This is a genomic window from Indolivaga capnocytophagoides, assembly GCF_036511535.1.
Taxonomy (GTDB): domain Bacteria; phylum Bacteroidota; class Bacteroidia; order Bacteroidales; family Dysgonomonadaceae; genus Dysgonomonas_A; species Dysgonomonas_A capnocytophagoides.
The window spans coordinates 255,459-273,546 of sequence record NZ_AP028867.1 but is presented as its reverse complement, the minus strand read 5'-3'; the positions used below and the strand labels follow the sequence as shown (position 1 = coordinate 273,546).

The window sequence follows — 18,088 nt, the reverse complement described above, 5'->3', positions numbered from 1 at the left end:
GGCTGCCAATTTACTCTTTCATCTTATGGTAATACCTCGGCGTATAACCGGGGAATAAATCCGGATGAAACACATAGGCAAAGTCCTGTAAAATGTAGTCAGGATGTATCGGTAAATCTTCGTAATAAGGAGTCTTTCCCGCATTACATTCGTATATATTCCGGTTTTTAAATGCCGAGAAATACGAATAAGGCTTATACTCTTTCGCTAATCCCGAATAAGTAAGATCGATAGGATTGTTATATTTAATCAGCCAGAACTCAGTTTCTCCGGCATGCTCCAACACTTGTTCAAAAGCCAAAGGCACAGATTCCACTTTACCATTATCATGCCATGCATAAGTAGCTCCTGCATCACTCAACATTCTCGAAATAAAACTCTCTCCCCCTGATGTATACCACACATTACCATACATTAAATCGATAAAAACAGAAGGACGCTCTTTAACATGTGCAACCTTCTCTTTTATCTCATTATAATTAGATACGGTTATATTAAACAGAGAATCGGTTTTTTCTTCAGTAGCAAAAAACAACGAATAGAATCTTATCCATTCTGCCCGCCCCAATGGAAGAGGTTCCATATAATCCGGAGTTTCTATAATCGGAATACCTGTTTTATCGACACTGCCATATGTCCTGCCTTGTATCGGTGTTGCCAGAATAGCTTCAGGATCTGAATCGACAATTTTTTCGATCACAGGATTGGCAGCTTGTCCAAGGTCAGCTATAGACCCGTTTCTCACACCATTCTGAATGTAATCTATATCAATATAACCCGGCTCACAAACACCCTTAACCGTAGAGATAACGCCTAATTCATCCAATGTTGCACAATGAATAGTAGAATAGGCAACCACTTTGCTCAAAGGGGTACGTATGAGAGTTCCTTCAGGCAGATTTTTGGGCAGCTCTTTCTTCTTATCCACTAAAATATACCGTTGGAGTATTTTTGTTGAATCCCAGGGGTCAACAACTGTAACCTCTTTGTATTCGGGAAATATTTTCACTTTAAACCCCTTTGCGTAACGAACGGTATAGACCGAATCTTCTACGCCCAAACTATGACCGCCGCTTTGAGTACCGCTACCTGAACAAGCAGCAAACAGCACTACCGATAAAAATAATATAAATGAATATCTCATAACTAAAGCCTATCTGATTTTACAATGCAACCTTAAGCCTATGCATCACCTCTTTTTCAATTGTTTTTTTGCCTTACCTTCAAAAGGTAACAAAAGTAACTTCGGAATTGTATATTTTTCAATATGTTCTTTTCTTCTATTCTGATCACATTGGGGTAGAGCAATGCCCTACCCCAGAGTTTAATTTGATTATAGCAAACACAAGAGAAAAGGTTACAAAGGTTACATAAAAAATGACTTTTGTTTGCTGTTTCCTTTTTCTCTTATCATCACATTCACTCATTTGCTTTTTGAATAGATAAAAACAAATTTATATTTTCACCTATTCAGAAAATAAAACAAGACATCTTATTTATAAATAAATAAAATTTTCATCGGATATGCCGCTCCTGTATCGAATTTAGAGATGAATTTTCCGCCGGCAGAGAATATATATACATCTCCTGTATTAGATCCATTCGCCGCTGCAACATAGTAATTGCCTGATTTAGGATCTACTGTTACATAAGATATATCAGCAATTTCTTGACCGTCTGTTATGAAACTTTGCTCAACAATCTTGCTTGATGCAATATCCCAGTAAGTTAATGAAGATGTTGGCTTACTGTTAACATATTCTTTTTTCAGCAAATACAATTTTTCACTGATAGCGAACATAGAATATGAACGGCCCGTATCTAAAACTTTTACTTCATTTGAGGTTGTATTTATTGATTGAAGCGTGTTGGGCACGTCTCCATAATTACCTCTCGATATCAAATATAGATTATTGTATTTATCAACGTCCAGTTCAACGGGATTAACCGCAACCTCTATATCTTTTTTATCTGAAAGATCCGGATTTAAAATTGAAACTGTATTATTGTACCCGCTCTGCCAGTTCAACCCTCCCGAATTCGCAACATATACTTTATTGTTGACAACTTTCACAAATTCAGGATTAGGTCCTACAGCCACTTTCTTATCGATAGCTAAAGATGTTGTGTCGATTCTTGCGATATAACCATCAAAAGAAGTCACATAAACTTTACCATTATATGCTTCAAACATACGAGGTTGAAGTTTCTCGGAATCATCTTTGATTTCGGCTAATTTCTTACCAGTATTATCCAAAACATAAACGATCCCTGAATTATAAAGAGAAACATAAAGTTTGCTGCCATAATAAATCATATCCTGACCAGTATCACCGAGTTTAACCCCATTAACATTTTCAAAAATATTATTAGTCTTACCTGTCTCTGCATTATATGCAATCAAAGTAGCACTATTTGAACCCATCCCCCCACTACTGAGAACATATACATTCCCTATTGAGTTATCCTCTTTATTATTATCATCGTCGCTACATGATGTAAACCCTAACACCATTATCGACAGTAATAATAGTGATGCAAATATATTTCTCTGCAATTTCATTATAAATAGTTTAGTTTATTAATATATAATCTAAGGTCTAAGACCTTCTCATTTACTGATCAAGCAAATAACAATTAAGTTATTCTCATAAAATTTGATGGCAAAAAGTTCGCTTATTTTATTTTAGGCGTCTCTTGCTTTACTCCCCGAAAGCATGGTACAAATATTTATTATGGCAGGTCTTCTGACTTGCTCCATCCTAAAACCTCCTTCCCGTTTTACATCAATAAACAGTGGAATAAAGTAATGTTTCGGATCTTTACCGGAGCTTACAGCAGCGGGTCTGTTCAGGACTTTCACCTGATTCCCTTTTCAGCAGAATTTATAGAATTATAAATCTGCCACCATAACAATCACAAAGATGATTATTTTTTATAAAAAAAACAACATTTAAGTTCTAAGACCTTTTATTCACTTTGTAATCTTAAATTTAGCAGACTGTTATATTTTCAAATCTATCATTAATATTTTCTATTACTAATTAATTGCAAGTATATAATTTCGTATTTTATATAGATAGTAAACAAACCGAATGTCTTAAAATAACAAAGACTGTCTATTCAAAAAAATAGACAGTCTTTATTGTTGTTGAAAAGCGTTTTATGTAACAGAAGGTATTATAACCACCGATGCTCCTATGCAGGGTTAATTACAAAAAGGTCTGAAACCTTTATTTATCTTGTTCCACCTCCAAGCGATCTGTATAAGTCAACAGATGCCTGTAATTGTTCCAGTTTATCGCTTACCTGACCAAGCTGAGCTTGCAGCAGATTTTGCTCTGCAGTTAATACTTCAGTATAATTAGCTTCACCTGCTTTTAATAATTCCTGAGTGAAATATACGGCTGTATTAAGAGCATTTACCTGTTTATCACGAAGTTCATTCTTTGATAATGACGATTCGTAAGTATATAAGATATTCGAAACTTCATTACCTGCAGACAAAACTGTTTTTTCGAATGTCAGATATGCTTCTTCTTGTTCAGCTTTTGCAACTTTCAACTGAGTAATCAATTGCTTTCTTGCAAAGATAGGCTGAGTCAGACCACCGACAAGACTAGCAAACAGGTTTTCAGGTTTAAAAAACTGAGCCAAACCGTTTACTGTTGAATACCCGATCATACCCGAACTTAAACTTATTGTGGGATAAAAGCTTGCTTTAGCCACATTAGTCAATTCGAATCTCTGGCGGAAACTCAACTCGGCCTGTTGCACATCCGGACGCATAGCCAACATTTGAGCAGGAACTCCGGCTTTCAGTTCTGTAGGAACAGCCTGATTAGCCAGACTGCCTCTTTCGATAGCCTGTGGCTTACGTCCCAGCATCAAGCATAGAGAATTCTCAAGCTGACGTATCTGGCTTTCCAAATCAGGAACGCTTACTTTAGTCGAATACAACAAAGCTTTACTTTGTTCAACCGAAGCACTTGTCAGATTACCGGCATCTCTCAAAGCCGCCATTGTTTCAGTTGTCTCATTCAGCAACTCAATATTTTCTTTTGTGACTCTAAGTTGTTCATCCAAAGCCAGCAATGAATAATATGTTGTTGCAATATTAGCAATCAGAGAAGTCTGAATCAGATTTTTGTAAGCATGGCTATTCAAAAACTGAGCATATGCCGCTTTAGATTGACGGTTTAGTTTTCCCCAAACATCTAATTCCCAAGCAGCAGAAACACCTAAAGTGTAAGTTTCTTTGTGATAAGCTAAGCTTTTGCGATCACGGGGTGCACCGGTTGTCGGATCTGCAGCACTCAAACGAGTCTGCTCAACCTGACCCACCAATGCTACTGAAGGAAAATAAGCCGCTTTAGCCATTCCTAAATTAGCCTCCGCCTGTTTGATTCTCGAAAATGCAATCTGCAAATCGAAATTCTGAGCCAAACCTTCATCTATCAGACCTTGTAAAACAGGATCAGAAAAATATTGTCTCCAAGGAATATTCGCGATCGTTAATGTATCAGTAGAATTAGCATCCCGATACAAATTTTCAGAACTATATTCCGGAGATTTGTATTTATTGGTTATCTGACAGGAGCTGAATCCTATTGAGGCTGTAAGCCCCAATAGAATAGCACCTTTAATATATTTTTTATTCATTTTTGTCATTTTTGTCTATTAACAACCTCGTCATTAGAATTAACCATACCCGACTTGCTAAACTTGTCTTGTATTGTTTGGAATATGATATAAAGAGACGGTATAACCAAAACCCCGATCATTGTTCCTATAAACATACCACCAATAGCACTAATACCGATAGAACGGTTACCAATAGCACCTGCACCCGAAGCAAACATCAACGGCATAAGACCGAATATGAATGCAAATGAAGTCATCAAAATCGGACGAAGACGAGCTACAGCTCCATTTACGGCAGATTCGACAATACTCATTCCCTGCTGACGACGCTGGATAGCATATTCCACAATAAGAATCGCATTCTTAGCTAACAGCCCGATAAGCATGACGAGCGATATCTGAACATAGATGTTATTTACAATACCGCTACCTCCCATCAGCGCAACAAAGATGAATATAAATACCCCTGCCAAACCTACAGGTAGAGAGAATATTACAGCCAACGGAAGGATGTAACTTTCGTAAAGAGCAGCTAACAGCAAGTAAACGAAGATCAAACACAATCCGAAGATCAATATTGTTTGACTACCAGAGCCAACTTCTTCACGGGTCATACCAGAATATTCATAACCATATCCTTCGGGCAATACTTGTTTTCCAACTTCGTCAACCAACTGTATTACGTCACCCGAACTGTACCCTTTATAGAAATTAGGAATAATGGTCACACTCATTGACGAGAACATATTGAAACGAGTTAAAGCCTGAGGACCTGTTACGTCTGTAATATGAAGAAACTCTGTTATCGGAGCCATTTCTCCCGATCCGGTCTGAACAGTCAGTTTATCAAGGTCTGACATTTGAGCCCTGTATTCAGGTGATGCCTGAACCATTACCCGGAACTGCTTACCATAAAGATTGAAGTTTGAGATATACATACTACCTATATATGCCTGCATAGAAGTCATTACCTGAGATAATGTCAATCCGGCTTCTTTAATCTTAGGAATATCTGCTTCGATCTGTTTTTGTGGGAAGTTCGGGTTAAATGTGGTCATCGCCATCATCACCTTATCGCTCTTCTTCACTTCATCCAGGAATTTATTGGTCAGATCATAGAATTTATGAATATCACCACCTGTTTTATCCTGAAGCTGCATTTCGACCCCGGTACTCATACCGAAACCTTGTAAAGTTGGCATACCGAAGAACAAGAATGTCGAATTTTGTATATGAGAAGTTTTCTCTGTCAACTGTGCCGCAACCTCATTAGTATTGATCTTACGATCGTTCCAGGGAACCATCTTGATAATCATAGATGCATATGAGCTACCAGAACCACTAAGGAAACTTACCCCTGAGATAGTGGTAACATCTTTCACACCTTCTATACCTTTAGCAATGGCTGTAACTTCGGCAACCAAAGAGTCTGTTCTTTCGAGTGAAGCACCGGGAGGTAATGTCACCATACCCATTACACCTCCATCATCTTCCTGAGGCACGAATCCTGTGGGAATCTGTTTCATCAAACCAACTAAAACAACTGTACTTATAGCTATAATAGCAACTGTAATCCAACGGTGTCCGCGTCGTCCTAAGAATTGCAAACTGCTTTTATATTTTTGTGTTGCTGCATTAAATGCAATATTAAAGCTATAATAGAAACGCTGCAAGAAACTCTTTTTCTTAGTCTCATGGTCCTCATCATGCCCTTTCAGGAAGAGTGCACAAAGAGCCGGACTCAGAGTCAACGCATTTACAGCCGATATAACGATAGAAATAGCCAGCGTCAAACCAAACTGTTTATAGAATATACCGCTTGTACCACCAATGAAACTCACGGGAATAAACACGGCAGACATAACCAAAGTAATAGATACGATAGCAGGTGCAATTTCTTTCATCGCTGCCATTGTGGCTTTTTTCGGATCCTTTTCCCCGGCATCGAGCTGAGCATGCACCGCCTCGACGACGACTATTGCATCATCGACCACAATACCGATCGCCAGTACAAGTGCAAATAATGTCAGAAGGTTGATAGAGAAACCAAACATCTGCAAGAAGAAGAAGGTACCTACAATAGCTACCGGAACGGCAATCGCCGGAATCAGCGTAGATCTGAAATCCTGCAAAAAGACAAACACAACAAGGAACACCAGTAAGAATGCCTCGATCAATGTATGTATTACCTTCTCAATAGAAGCATCAAGGAAGTCATTTGCATTCATCAGATAAGTCAGTTTCATACCTTTAGGGAATGTTTTAGACTCAGTATCCAATACATGTTGTATATTCTTGATTACTTCCTGAGCATTAGATCCAGCAGTCTGGCTAACTGCAATAACAACAGATTCCGCTCCATTCGTATATGAGTGTACAGTGTAGTTAAGTGATCCTAATTCTACATTAGCAACATCTTTAACTCTCAATACATGACCATCTTGCGAACGGATAACAATATCACCGAATTGCTCTGCAGTTTTCAAACGTCCTGTATACTTTAATGTATATTGGAACGATTGATCGCTGTTCTGGCCTATTTCTCCGGGAGCAGCTTCTATATTCTGATCAGTTAAAGCTCCGATAATTTCATCTGCTGATATTTTATAAACAGCCATCAAATCGGGCTTCAACCAAATACGCATCGAATAGTCTTTGGCTCCGTATACTCTCGCTTCACCTACCCCAAACACACGTTTGATCTGTGGTAAGATATTGATATTTGCATAGTTTTGAATAAACTCTCCATCGTAGTCCGGATTATCACTTGACAATGATAAGAATAAGATCGTACTACTTTGTTGTTTACGAACAGTTACCCCAACTGATACTACTTCCGATGGTAACAAAGGAGTAGCCCTCGCAACCATGTTCTGAACGTTTACCGCAGCAATATCAGGGTTTATCCCTTGCTTAAAATATACAGTTACTGTAGCCTGTCCATCATTACTAGCTGAAGAAGTCATGTAGGTCATACCTTCAACCCCATTCACTTGCTCTTCGATAGGAACGATTACACTATTCATTACAACATCCGCATTGGCTCCACTATAGGTTGTGTTCACCACCACAGTAGGAGGCGCAATATCCGGATATTGTTCAACAGGAAGGGTGACTAATCCGATAATCCCTAATACCACTATGATAATAGAGATCACGGTAGATAGCACCGGTCTTTCTATAAATGTTTTTAACATTGCTTTTTATTATTTTTTTTATGATAGAAAGTATTTAATGACCGCTTTAGGGAAATAATTAACTCTCGTTTTTCTTAACCAAGCCTGTCAATAAATAGGTCTGAGACCTTAATTTTATTACTGTTGATTTTCAACTTTGATTTTTTTACCATTACTCAAAGTTGCAACGCCATCTGTAACAATACGATCTCCTGCTTTTAAACCAGAAGTCACAGCATAGTTCTTTCCATCAGGCATCGCAGACACACTTATCAGTGTTTGCATAACAGAATCGCCTTGAACTTTATAAACCAACACTTTGTCTTGTTGATTAAATGTTGCTTTCTGAGGCACTACATATACATCCTTCAGGTACTGAGGTATAGAAACTTTACCACTTGTTCCGCTTCTCAATAATCCTTGAGGATTAGGGAATTCAGCTCTGAATCCGGCAGAACCTGTTGAAACATTTATAACACCAGCAATTGTTTCGATTTTTCCTTTTTCAGGATAGACACTTCCATCAGCCAATACCAAAGTCACCTCAGGCATATTTTTGATTTTTTCGGCTTGAGTATTTCCTTCTGCATTCTTTAAGAAACCCAGCAAGTCTTTTTCATTCAATGAGAAGTAAGCATATACATTACTAGTATTAGCTACTGTTGTCAGAACATTTGCCTTATCAACCAAACTTCCCTGACGATAAGTTATTGCTCCTACAACCCCATTTACAGGACTTGTTACATTAGTCCAACTCATAGTAGCCTGAGCACTGTACAATGAAGCCTTAGCTTGTTCAAGAGATGCCTTCGATGCCAGATAAGCATTTTCATAAGTCTGCAATTGAACATTACTTACGATGCCTTTTTCTGCCAAAGGACGGAATCTTTCTACATTCAATTTTGCGGTATTTAATGTAGCTTCAGAACTTCTAACCAAAGCTTCTGCCGAAGTTAGTGCCTGTTGTGATGCAGGAGAGTTAATTTTAAACAATGCTTGTCCCTTTTTAACAACAGCCCCTTCGTCTACATAAATAGCCTCGATAAACCCTTCAACCCTTGGTCTTATTTCGATATCCTCCTGCCCTTTGATAGTCACAGGATATACCGATTCCAATTGAGCATTTTGTGTGCTCAATACCAGTGTAGGATATACACTAGCCGGCGTTTCTTGCTTTTGATCCTGTTTACCTCCACAGGAAATTAATAGCAAAGCCGAGAAAAGACTAACACTCACTTTTTTCAAATCCATACCTTACACTAATTAATTTATTGTATTAATATTTAATCTTGTTAGTTCGTTTAATAAGATCTTTAACTGATCTTTCATTGTCTCCACATCAATATTTTCAAATAAGCCATCTTGGGCTTCTTTTACTTTAGTTATCGCCCTTTCAAATAATTCACGTCCTTCATCCGTAAGCTCAACAACCCGCGCACGCGTATCTATAGAACTTTCTTTTCGGGTTACCAAACCCTTCTTCTGAAGATTCCGTAATATAGTAGAGACCGTCATTGGACCTATCTCGGTCTCCTGAGACAATATAATCTGAGTCACTTCGTTTTCTTGCTGGGATAAATGATATATAGCTCCCAGAATTTCGGTCTGAGACCCTGTCAAACCAAATTCATCGAGCATACGATGCTTTCCTCTTTGCCAATATTTAGTTATTCTCCAAATCAAATATCCCAAATCCTCCTCAGGACTTTTTAGTTTAAAACAATCAGCCATGTTTACCTTTTTGTAAATATCATGCAAATATAATAAGTACACTTACTATAAGTGTTCTTATGTATCAATTTTATTTTACAAAATCACATTTTTTAACAATATATTAACATTCAAAAAATAAGGTGGCCCATTCACGAACCACCTTAACAACTGTATATAAAATATTTAACACCTATTCTTTAATTTCAATCTTCAAACAAAGTTCATCAAGCTGCTCATGTTCTAATCGTGCGGGAGCATCAACCATTACATCCCTACCCGAATTATTCTTAGGAAAGGCAATACAATCCCTTATTGAATCCAGACCAGCAAATAACGACACTAACCGATCTAAACCAAAGGCCAAACCGGCGTGAGGTGGCGCACCATATTTAAATGCGTTCATCAAGAATCCAAACTGCTCCTGAGCTCTTTCTTCAGTAAAGCCTAATAATGAGAACATTTTCTTCTGCAAAGCACTATCATAAATACGCACCGATCCTCCACCAACTTCAACTCCATTGATTACCATGTCATATGCACTGGCTCTCACCGCAGCCGGATCTGTATCTAACAAATTATAATCTTCTTTTTTAGGACTGGTAAACGGATGGTGTTTTGCAAAGAAACGATTCAATTCTTCGTCTTTTTCCAACAAAGGAAAATCGACAACCCAAAGGCAACTGAATACATTTTTATCTCTTAAGCCCAAACGCTCTCCCATTTCGAGACGAAGCTCACACAATTGCTTTTGAGCCTTTTCGGTTTCTCCACATATGATCAGCATAAGATCTCCTTTTTGAGCACCACAACGTTCTGCCCATTTCACAAGATCATCTTGATTATAGAATTTATCAACAGACGACTTTAAAGTTCCATCTGCTTCGTATTTAACATAAACAAGTCCTTTTGCTCCAATCTGCGGACGTTTAACAAAATTGGTTAATTCATCCAACTGTTTACGAGTATATTCTGCGCATCCTTTTGCACAGATTGCGCCGACATACTCACTGTCATCAAATACGACAAAATCCCTTCCGGCTGTAAGATCCTTCAGCTCCACAAATTTCATCTCGAAACGAGTATCAGGTTTATCAGAACCGTAATACTTCATTGCATCTGAATAAGGCATCCGTGGAAATTTCGGCAAATCCAACCCTTTTACAGTTTTAAATAAATATTGAGCCAAACCCTCAAAAGTATTCAGAACATCTTCCTGATCCACAAAAGACATCTCACAATCTATTTGTGTAAATTCGGGTTGCCTGTCCGCCCTTAAATCTTCGTCTCTAAAACATTTTACAATCTGAAAATAACGGTCAAATCCCGATACCATCAAGAGTTGCTTAAATAATTGTGGAGACTGAGGTAATGCATAAAACTCTCCGGGATTCATCCGTGAAGGCACAACAAAATCTCTGGCTCCTTCGGGAGTAGAACCCACCAAAACAGGAGTTTCTACTTCTAAAAAGTTTAGCTTATCAAGATAATTTCTGGTTTCGAAAGCAATTCTATGGCGAAGTTCCAGATTGCTTCGCACTGAAGACCTTCTCAAATCTAAATAACGATATTTCATTCTGATATCGTCTCCCCCGTCAGTCTCGTCCTCAATAGTAAAAGGCGGAGTTTCAGAAGTATTCAACACAACGACCATTGATGGCACTAGTTCGATCTCACCTGTCGGTATATTTTTGTTTTTACTTGAACGTTCCTGTACTTTACCGGTTACCTGCAAAACCCATTCTCGTCCAAATTTATTAGCTTCTTCATAAAGGTCGGCATCTGTATCTTTATAAAATGCAAGTTGAGTGATACCGTATCGATCTCTTAAATCGACAAATGTAATTCCTCCTCCTAACTTTCGAACCTTTTGCACCCATCCTGCAAGGACTACTTCTTTGTTTTCGTCGGCTAATCTTAGTTCGCCGCATGTATTACTTCTATACATAGTGAGATATTTTAAGGTCGCAGACCTTATTATTAATATTTTCAGCAGACGTGTTTACGAGTAGATATGTAAACCCAAAGATAGTTTACGAGTCAACCTGTCAACTTGTTTACTATATATCATAAATACTTGCTTTTACTTAAATCCTTTTCTTTGTTTGCAAAAGTACTTATTTTATTACTCTTTCAGAAGAAATTTCAAAAAAATGCATCTAAAATTTTGAAGTTAAAAAATAAGTTGTACCTTTGCATCGCATTTGAGAAATCAAATACGGGATGTAGCGCAGTCCGGTTAGCGCACCTGCTTTGGGAGCAGGGGGTCCCAGGTTCGAATCCTGGTATCCCGACTAGAAGTAAAATGCTGATTTTCAGCAACAAAAAAGTAAAAGTGATTAGATATATTTTATTATCTAGTCACTTTTTTGTCTTTTATGACTTGAAAGTACACGAAAAAATGTACAATTAGGACGTATTTTTCTATAACTATTCTATAACTACATTTTTCATCCAGTGATAATATAAATGAGTGTAGCATGTCTGCTGTAAAAACTAAATAATTATGGCAACATTTAAAGCTATTGTTTTAAAAACAGAAAAACATTTAAAACAAGACGGAACAACAAATATTAAAATTCGTATTTACCACAATGGATCGACACAATATATAGCTACAAAGCATTACATTGAACCAAATCTCTTATTAAACTCTGGAAATATTACGGAAACAGCTCCTTTTGCTGAAAAACTCAATTTCGATTTAACTAACACTATTCAAGAATTTAGATCCGTTGTTATTGGCTTGGGTACAAAAAGACTGTCTCTCATGAGTTGTATTGAGGTTAAAGATCATATTTCAGCAGCAATGGAACCTGAATATGAATTCATTGATTTCGTAAATTACTCTCAGAAAATAATTAAAAAACAAAAAAAGGGAAGACTGCCGATTGGTATCAGCTTTCTATCGATAACCTATGTTGGTTTTACGGTAGAAGAAAAATCGATATTATATAATGAATACATGGAAAAACTCACCAAAGATTGTACCATACTATATCATGGTACAATCCAGTTCCTATTATAATAAGCTTATCATTTAAGAAAAAATAATAATAACTTTGACAGAAAATAAAACGATCCGTCTTGAAAGAAACCTCACTTATGATATATAAGAAAGTTTTGGAAAATAAGCTTGCTCGAAAGAAAGAAAAATCGGCGGAGATTGAAAAGCAGCTAGAAGACATGTCCACTCCAACTGACAAAAGAAAATTCATAGAGCTTTAAGCTGTCGTTAATGAATTAGAGAACCGTATCGATATGGCGGATGCAATGTCAAAGATGGAGGAATAAAAACTATTTATTATTTAGAGAAACCTATAATATCCAAAGATTGAAAATATAAAAACTAAAAAAGATGAAACCCTTTAATTATATTTTACTTTTTTATTTTGTTGCATTTACAAGTTATATGAATGCTTCTTCTCCCAACGATTTGATTCCTATACATGACACTTTCAGTATAAAATCTGAGATAATAGGTGAAAATCGAGTGATTAATGTTTGGACTCCTAGTGATTATAATATAAACTCAGATTCTTTATCGGTAATGTATATGGCAGATGGTGGAATTGAAGAAGATTTTCCCCATGTAGCGAATACTTTAGATGAATTAATTAAACAAAAAAAGATCAAACCACTAATTCTTGTAGGTATAGAGAATACTCAAAGAAGAAGAGATCTAACAGGTTTTACAGAAGTTGAAGAAGATAAGGAAATTGCACCTATTGTAGGCGGTTCTGATAAATTCAGAATATTTATAAAAGAAGAATTATTTCCTGAAATAGATAGCCGATATAGAACGACTGATAAAAGAAGCATTATTGGAGAATCTCTGTCTGGTCTTTTTGTTTTGGAGACATTTTTTCAGGCTCCAGACATGTTTGATAATTATATTGCATTTGATCCATCATTATGGTGGAATAATAATTATTTAATAACTACTGCTAAGAAAAATCTAAAGACATTTCCTTTAAGCGAAAAACGAATATGGTTCGCGGGTTCTAATACAACGGAAATCTCTGACTTAACTAAAAAATTAGCAGAGATATTAAAAACTGAAAGCAAAGCAACTCTAAGATGGTATTATTCTGACGAGCCTCAAGAAACACACGCCACTATTTTTCGAGCAACAAAAGAAAAGGCTCTAATTTGGGCTTTTGAATAAGGTTAACTACATCCGAATTTTTATATGTGATAAGAAAAGCTATTCCTTTAATTAATTTGAGGAGTCTTAATAGTAAAGAGGAGTTAATAAAGGTAGATTATCTTTTGGGCCTTTATGAACAAAGTCGGCATATTTATAATTTGGTAATTCGCTACGTGAAAGCATAAGGCCTCTATGTGGACTTTCTTTTTGTTGAGCAAACATTGTTAAAGGTATTGTAAAAAAGCATAAACAAAATTATATTCATGATATTACTATGTTAGTCGTTTATTTTACTTTTTAATTCCTGTATCAATTCACCCTGCTCTTTTACGGTTTTATTTAGCTCAATTGTATATAAAGTAAGTTCTTCTATCTTCTGTAATAACTTAGCTTGCATTTCACCTAAACTTACTCCGTTTTCTTTGACTTCTGCTTCGGATGGAATATCGGGTAAATGTTTGTGTTCGTTGATATGGTTCTCTACTTCCTGAAGTGTCGGTAGTTTGTAGTCTTTATCGAATACGAAGTCAGCCCAACCGGTCTCTACTTTTACTTCGGTAGCTCGGATAGTTCCGTTAACATCCAGTTTATTTTGAGGATCTTTTACTCCAATTCCAATTCTTGTCTCTAGATTATAATATCTAATGGATAAAGCATCATATTTACCATACGATAGGTCTAAAAAAGCCATTGAAGGATTATCTCTTGATATAATATTCCAAGTACCTCCGGTATGAGCGTATGGAACTATACTTATTCGAGTGACTTCATTGCCATTTGACAAAGATCCTTTTTGTCCAATATAAAAATTTCCCGCAGCTTTAACGTCTCCATTTACTTCCAATTTGTATGTTGGGCTCTCTGTACCAATTCCAATATTACCTTCTTTGTTTATAGCCAAACGAGCTGTTCCTTGTGTAAATAATTTAATACCACCATATCCGCTTTGCCATAAAGTATTAGCTCCTGTATGCCAGGGATCAGAATTCCATCCAATAGAGTAATGCCCTATAGATTTACCTTGGTAAGTAAAATTATCTTTTAATTGAAATCCTATTAAATTACCTGAGGGTAGAATAATATCTTGCGAATAAGAAAAGATAGAAAAGCCTAAACAAAGGATCGAAAAGAAAGTCTTTTTCATACTATAAATTTTGTGTTATTACTAAACCCCAAATGTAAGAAGAAAGCTTGATATCTAAAGTATCACTCTAATTCTATCTCTCTATACTTTCTTGTGAGGTTTAAATAAAATTTCTTCCTTTACGACATAGATTTAGATACCAAATCATAATAACTGTCTCATATTATGAGAACTTGTAGAGTCCTTTGCCGGGAGGTTGTGGGGCTTTATTTTTATCAATAAAACGGAGGGAAGTCTCTTACTAGAATATCTCTCAGGCAACAACACTGGACATATTCATTGCAAATAACGAATAATGAAGGCGTATTTACAATAAGGTATAAACCTTGCGATATAGAAACATATAAATCATTAAAGTTATTCAACTTAGCATAATTAAATTCGCAGACCACTGAAAACCAAAATCTTATTTGTTTACATAAAAAAAGAGAAGCTTTTCAGTTCTCTTTCTAATAATATAAAATGATATTTTCTAATTAATGTATTTTAGTGTAGCTTTTATAGAAAATCAACTTTCCCCGTTTTCATATCATACACTCCTCCCACAATCATTATTTCCCCCTTTTTCTCCATTTCATTGAGTATTGGACTTTTCTTTCTAATTTCCTCGATAGTTAATAGAACATTATGATCACATACTGATTCTACAAAATCTGGATTAGAGGAAACTTTTTCTCCTTCGAAAGTTGAGGATGCAGCTTTTACGGCAGGTTGTATCTTTGATAACAAGGCTGTAATGTTACCTAATTTAACATCATCTATCGCAGACTTTACGGCTCCACAATATTCATGTCCTAAGACTAATATTAATTTGGATCCCGATACTTTACATGCATATTCCAGACTGCCTAGTATATCTTCATTGGATATATTCCCGGCAACTCGTGCGACAAAGATGTCTCCAATTCCTTGATGAAAAACATCTTCAACCGGAACTCTAGAATCCAAACATGAAAGAATCGCTGCTTTAGGGTACTGTCCAATAGCAGCATCCCTTACTCTTTGGCTATTATTACGTACCGTGAGGTTGTCCTCTGTGAATTCTTTATTACCTTCTTTTAGAGATGTTAATACGTCTTGCGGAGATAAAGCCGATTGCTGATCTTGGGTGAGAACTTTACTTGTCAGGATTTCATCTTCTGCAATCTGTTGTACACTTTCAGCTTTGACTACAGTTGTTTCTGTTGAAGCTTTTTCTTTACAAGATGATAATAGCAATAATACTAGTGAGAATATCCAAAATAGTTTGTTCCTTTTCATAATACTTTAAATTTAAATTTATGTAAAGTTTTGATTATGTTCGACAAATATATAAAACAATGTAACTTATTCTATCTCATTGATAAAATAATATTTTCTTTTTGGCTTGCTAGCCTGTGAAGATTGGTATTTTTTTATAAAGAACAGCTAAAGAATGCTATAATGGAGAGTTCTTGCTAATATACTATAGCCTTTTGGGGAATACAACGGAAATCTTATAAGCACGATTTTTAGCTTCATTAGCAATTTCACCTATGAAAAGAAAATCTACTGTTTCAGTAAAAAGACTGAGCCATCGATCAAAATGTTCTTTATTGATAGGCAGTTGAGAGTGTGGAGGAAACAGAAACCCGGTATAAGTTCGTTCTCCTAATAATATCCCCTACCAAAATGAATACAACTTAGTTAAATGTTCTGTGCAGGTTTAGCATTCTTCAAAGGAGTGTATATTTTTTCTGAGAATAGCCGTTAAAGCAACTTTGTCATGGGCTTTTATATGCATAGGACGAGAATAATTACTATTGCAATCCTCTCTTAAATAATCAACATCAAGAGTATTTATAATAAACGCGTTAATACACCTAATAAGAGCTATAAAGTTTGAGTTGAATTGAATAGTCCGCTGAGTGATTTCTGTTGACTTTGACCTTTCCTTTTCCCTCTGAATTTAATCTGTCTCATTTTGTTTAGTTTTTTGATATTATACAACATTTTTGAGTTTCACACATCCACTATATATACACATTAATTTTATCTATTATGAAAACATTTACAACTCTACATTTCATTCTATTCGGTTTATTTGTTTTTCAATCTTGCTCTTCTGATAACAACTGTCCCAAACTCCAAGAAACAGAAATTTTTGTCAGAACATGGAATGCTACTATCAGTAGTATTGTAGTTAAAGCTGATGATAAAATAATATTTACATCTTCCAGTCTCGATTATAAAGGGTCTTTTTATCTGAAAGTGGGATGCCTATATTCGGTATAGGTATCCATTAGGTAAATTATTTCTAATATATTCTGATCATATTGGAAACCAAAATCTAAATTGCACCAACATCTCCGTTTTCTTCTTTTACAAGAATCAGATAACGATCTTTCTTTCTAATCGCCAGTAACTCCTCACCCACCTTTCTCATCTTGAAGATCCGAGTAATACTGTATTGCAAAATCAAGCTCTTCTGCTTTTCTCTCCACGAAGGTTTGAATGTCTTTATTCATTTTTTTTGATTATTTAAATAATATACTTACATTTAACAACCTATATTTAACACCTTAAATATTTACATATGAATAATTTATTACGCACAGCCTCGATACTCTTATCTTTAGGTGTTTTAATTTGTTTAGCATCTGTTAGCTATATGATAAGTCATATGCATACTGCCGATAATATCATTATGCCTTGGTCTGTATTGATGGCTATTGGAGTAATTCTCATTTTCCTATCTTTGTTGATCAAATTGTTTACAAATACTCGACACAATCCCAAAACCTGAGCTTACCTTACATGAAAAATCTCTTGTTTAATAAAATAATGGCAGTATTGGCTTCATTGCTTATATACTTTAACTTTTGGAATTACTTTTCCAACAATAGTTCCCTTAAATCATTTATTATATCAAGTTTAGCGATGTCTTTTATTATTATAGGTCAACTAATTCCAATTATAAGACACAGAAAGAAAAAGAGCTAACTTGAATGGAATTATTCTATATTATTTTTAATAGACTTTCTCCTTTGGTTCTTTATTAGTCTATGGATTATTAAAAATAATTACTCTGAAACAATAGCTATTGTTGTAATCGGAATACCTATCATTATAACACATCTTATACTTACAATTTGTGGCTATGTAAACAGAAATAAAGATCTCCATCTTTTTATTTCAACTATCACAAATCTTAATGAGTTATTCGTTTACATTCTCTAATTGCAGATTTTAAGTATCGCTCATGCGTATCGCTTTGCTTTTTCTTCTATATTCCTATTTTTCTAT

The 18,088-nt window shown here is 35.7% G+C and carries 13 protein-coding genes, 1 tRNA gene and 1 riboswitch; of the genes, 5 read left to right on the top strand and 9 right to left on the bottom strand.

The window, feature by feature from the left end; all coding sequences use genetic code 11:
* Positions 1-10: 10 nt before the first annotated feature.
* The 7 genes from AABJ51_RS01235 to aspS all read right to left on the bottom strand — a co-directional run bounded on the left by AABJ51_RS01235 (position 11) and on the right by aspS (position 11,478).
* The gene (locus AABJ51_RS01235) at positions 11-1,144 is read right to left on the bottom strand and encodes an ABC transporter substrate-binding protein (protein ID WP_026626928.1); all 1,134 of its coding nucleotides are present in this window, start codon (positions 1,142-1,144) and stop codon (positions 11-13) included.
* 348 nt (positions 1,145-1,492) lie between these two features.
* Positions 1,493-2,563: a YncE family protein gene (locus AABJ51_RS01230; RefSeq protein ID WP_338374088.1), complete on the bottom strand. Its 1,071-nt coding sequence runs from the start codon at positions 2,561-2,563 to the stop codon at positions 1,493-1,495.
* 157 nt (positions 2,564-2,720) lie between these two features.
* Positions 2,721-2,927, bottom strand: a riboswitch (cobalamin riboswitch).
* 310 nt (positions 2,928-3,237) lie between these two features.
* Positions 3,238-4,662: an efflux transporter outer membrane subunit gene (locus tag AABJ51_RS01225; protein WP_338374087.1), complete on the bottom strand. Its 1,425-nt coding sequence runs from the start codon at positions 4,660-4,662 to the stop codon at positions 3,238-3,240.
* A 5-nt stretch (positions 4,663-4,667) separates the two neighbouring features.
* Positions 4,668-7,841: an efflux RND transporter permease subunit gene (locus AABJ51_RS01220; protein WP_338374086.1), complete on the bottom strand. Its 3,174-nt coding sequence runs from the start codon at positions 7,839-7,841 to the stop codon at positions 4,668-4,670.
* A 117-nt stretch (positions 7,842-7,958) separates the two neighbouring features.
* Entirely contained in the window at positions 7,959-9,071 is a 1,113-nt protein-coding gene (locus tag AABJ51_RS01215) for an efflux RND transporter periplasmic adaptor subunit (RefSeq protein WP_134436640.1), read from the bottom strand.
* 12 nt (positions 9,072-9,083) lie between these two features.
* Positions 9,084-9,551 carry a MarR family winged helix-turn-helix transcriptional regulator gene (locus AABJ51_RS01210; protein ID WP_338374085.1) on the bottom strand — a complete coding sequence of 156 codons (468 nt, stop codon included), beginning with the start codon at positions 9,549-9,551 and terminating at the stop codon, positions 9,084-9,086.
* 172 nt (positions 9,552-9,723) lie between these two features.
* Entirely contained in the window at positions 9,724-11,478 is a 1,755-nt protein-coding gene (gene aspS, locus AABJ51_RS01205; protein ID WP_338374084.1) for an aspartate--tRNA ligase, read from the bottom strand.
* A gap of 271 nt (positions 11,479-11,749) precedes the next feature.
* On the opposite strand from aspS, the gene AABJ51_RS01200 reads away from it, so the two are divergent.
* From AABJ51_RS01200 to AABJ51_RS01190, 3 genes are all read left to right on the top strand, one after another.
* Positions 11,750-11,824 (top strand) — tRNA-Pro (locus AABJ51_RS01200).
* Positions 11,825-12,036: 212 nt separating this feature from the next.
* On the top strand, positions 12,037-12,558 hold the full coding sequence (locus tag AABJ51_RS01195; protein ID WP_338374082.1) for an Arm DNA-binding domain-containing protein: 522 nt from the start codon (positions 12,037-12,039) through the stop codon (positions 12,556-12,558).
* Between the two features lie 330 nt (positions 12,559-12,888).
* Entirely contained in the window at positions 12,889-13,698 is an 810-nt protein-coding gene (locus tag AABJ51_RS01190; protein WP_338374080.1) for an alpha/beta hydrolase, read from the top strand.
* Between the two features lie 259 nt (positions 13,699-13,957).
* On the opposite strand, the gene AABJ51_RS01185 is transcribed toward AABJ51_RS01190, so the two are convergent.
* Both AABJ51_RS01185 and AABJ51_RS01180 read right to left on the bottom strand, forming a co-directional pair.
* Entirely contained in the window at positions 13,958-14,824 is an 867-nt protein-coding gene (locus tag AABJ51_RS01185) for a hypothetical protein (protein ID WP_338374078.1), read from the bottom strand.
* 498 nt (positions 14,825-15,322) lie between these two features.
* Complete coding sequence (locus AABJ51_RS01180; protein ID WP_338374077.1) at positions 15,323-16,084, bottom strand: carbonic anhydrase family protein; 762 nt, start codon at positions 16,082-16,084, stop codon at positions 15,323-15,325.
* A 759-nt stretch (positions 16,085-16,843) separates the two neighbouring features.
* Between AABJ51_RS01180 and AABJ51_RS01175 the strand changes: the two genes are divergently transcribed.
* Both AABJ51_RS01175 and AABJ51_RS01170 read left to right on the top strand, forming a co-directional pair.
* Entirely contained in the window at positions 16,844-17,077 is a 234-nt protein-coding gene (locus tag AABJ51_RS01175; protein ID WP_338374076.1) for a hypothetical protein, read from the top strand.
* A 301-nt stretch (positions 17,078-17,378) separates the two neighbouring features.
* The gene (locus tag AABJ51_RS01170; protein ID WP_338374074.1) at positions 17,379-17,588 is read left to right on the top strand and encodes a hypothetical protein; all 210 of its coding nucleotides are present in this window, start codon (positions 17,379-17,381) and stop codon (positions 17,586-17,588) included.
* The last annotated feature ends 500 nt before the right edge of the window (positions 17,589-18,088 follow it).

What these genes read in the sequence shown, in the direction of transcription:
- AABJ51_RS01235 (WP_026626928.1), bottom strand. Translation starts at nt 1,144, where the DNA reads ATGAGATATTCATTTATATTATTTTTATCGGTAGTGCTGTTTGCTGCT.
- AABJ51_RS01230 (WP_338374088.1), bottom strand. Translation starts at nt 2,563, where the DNA reads ATGAAATTGCAGAGAAATATATTTGCATCACTATTATTACTGTCGATA.
- AABJ51_RS01225 (WP_338374087.1), bottom strand. Translation starts at nt 4,662, where the DNA reads ATGAATAAAAAATATATTAAAGGTGCTATTCTATTGGGGCTTACAGCC.
- AABJ51_RS01220 (WP_338374086.1), bottom strand. Translation starts at nt 7,841, where the DNA reads ATGTTAAAAACATTTATAGAAAGACCGGTGCTATCTACCGTGATCTCT.
- AABJ51_RS01215 (WP_134436640.1), bottom strand. Translation starts at nt 9,071, where the DNA reads ATGGATTTGAAAAAAGTGAGTGTTAGTCTTTTCTCGGCTTTGCTATTA.
- AABJ51_RS01210 (WP_338374085.1), bottom strand. Translation starts at nt 9,551, where the DNA reads ATGGCTGATTGTTTTAAACTAAAAAGTCCTGAGGAGGATTTGGGATAT.
- aspS (WP_338374084.1), bottom strand. Translation starts at nt 11,478, where the DNA reads ATGTATAGAAGTAATACATGCGGCGAACTAAGATTAGCCGACGAAAAC.
- AABJ51_RS01195 (WP_338374082.1), top strand. Translation starts at nt 12,037, where the DNA reads ATGGCAACATTTAAAGCTATTGTTTTAAAAACAGAAAAACATTTAAAA.
- AABJ51_RS01190 (WP_338374080.1), top strand. Translation starts at nt 12,889, where the DNA reads ATGAAACCCTTTAATTATATTTTACTTTTTTATTTTGTTGCATTTACA.
- AABJ51_RS01185 (WP_338374078.1), bottom strand. Translation starts at nt 14,824, where the DNA reads ATGAAAAAGACTTTCTTTTCGATCCTTTGTTTAGGCTTTTCTATCTTT.
- AABJ51_RS01180 (WP_338374077.1), bottom strand. Translation starts at nt 16,084, where the DNA reads ATGAAAAGGAACAAACTATTTTGGATATTCTCACTAGTATTATTGCTA.
- AABJ51_RS01175 (WP_338374076.1), top strand. Translation starts at nt 16,844, where the DNA reads ATGAAAACATTTACAACTCTACATTTCATTCTATTCGGTTTATTTGTT.
- AABJ51_RS01170 (WP_338374074.1), top strand. Translation starts at nt 17,379, where the DNA reads ATGAATAATTTATTACGCACAGCCTCGATACTCTTATCTTTAGGTGTT.